General features: G+C 39.6%; 1 protein-coding gene. It reads right to left on the bottom strand.

Annotation, left to right across the window (positions count from 1 at the left end; genetic code table 11):
• Positions 1-347 precede the first annotated feature (347 nt).
• Positions 348-659: a hypothetical protein gene (locus tag EI164_RS16365; RefSeq protein WP_192521026.1), complete on the bottom strand. Its 312-nt coding sequence runs from the start codon at positions 657-659 to the stop codon at positions 348-350.
• Between the last annotated feature and the right edge of the window lie 328 nt (positions 660-987).

Here is a 987-nt window from a genome sequence, read left to right as displayed (position 1 = left end):
TTGCTTTGGCTGTCACCCTCCTTTATTTCTTCAGCATACTTTCTGACACACCACCAAAATGCGGTATAACACATAAGCGGCAACTCAGCTTATATAGTCAAACAAAGCAAAAAAGTGACATATTGTCTCTTATTCCACAGTAAAAAGGCAAACTCTGTGTTTAACCAGTAAGCCAATCAGTCATTAACTATGCATCACTAAGTAGTTGATATAAAAAAGCCCAGACCGCATTTACAGCGCTGAGCCTTATTTTATCACTTTAGCGGACGAGGCGTTACCTTATCTGTTTAAAGCATGTTTGTTGATAACTCATGTTTGTTAATAACTACTTAGTCAGTCGAGACCTGTTAGTAAGTCGAGACATGCTCTTCGCTCTCGGTACCGTCTAGCATCTCTGTATCATCTGCAGTCGCTACTGCAACATCATCGTTCTCACCCACTGCCATATCCTCATCAGCGCTAGCAATCGCAATATCATCCGCATTACTGGCAGTAGCCTCTTCTTCTACCGCTGTTTGTGCGTCAGCTGTTGGCTCAGTTTCCATAGGTGCTTCATCTTTACCACATGCACTCAATGCCAACGTCGCTGCAACTAAGCCAATCACTAGCCAGCTTTTGGGCATCTCGTCTTTTTTGATATAATTATTTAAAATAGCCATTTCAGTACTCCATTCATCGTAATTATTTATACTATTAAAAACTTTAGTCTTAGACTCACTATACTGATGATTGGTCGTGACTACCTTAGTACTTACAACGCATTTCTGTTGAAAGCATGTAATGATATATTTGTTTTTTCGCCAAGATTTAACAAACGATAGCTCATGACCGTACTCGAACAAAAACAGTAAAGCAGCATAAAACAATGGTCATATATACCTTATAACCCCACTCTCAACTTCGAAAGTGATTGAAAAAAGAAGAGCACCTCACTAATCTATTGTTTTCGACCAAGAATACAATGGAGTTGTGAGATGCCCATAGACG

This window comes from Psychrobacter sp. FME13 (assembly GCF_014861395.1).
In the GTDB taxonomy this organism is placed as follows: domain Bacteria; phylum Pseudomonadota; class Gammaproteobacteria; order Pseudomonadales; family Moraxellaceae; genus Psychrobacter.
Note: the sequence above shows the minus strand (reverse complement) of the source record. Positions and strands in the feature narration are given on the sequence as shown.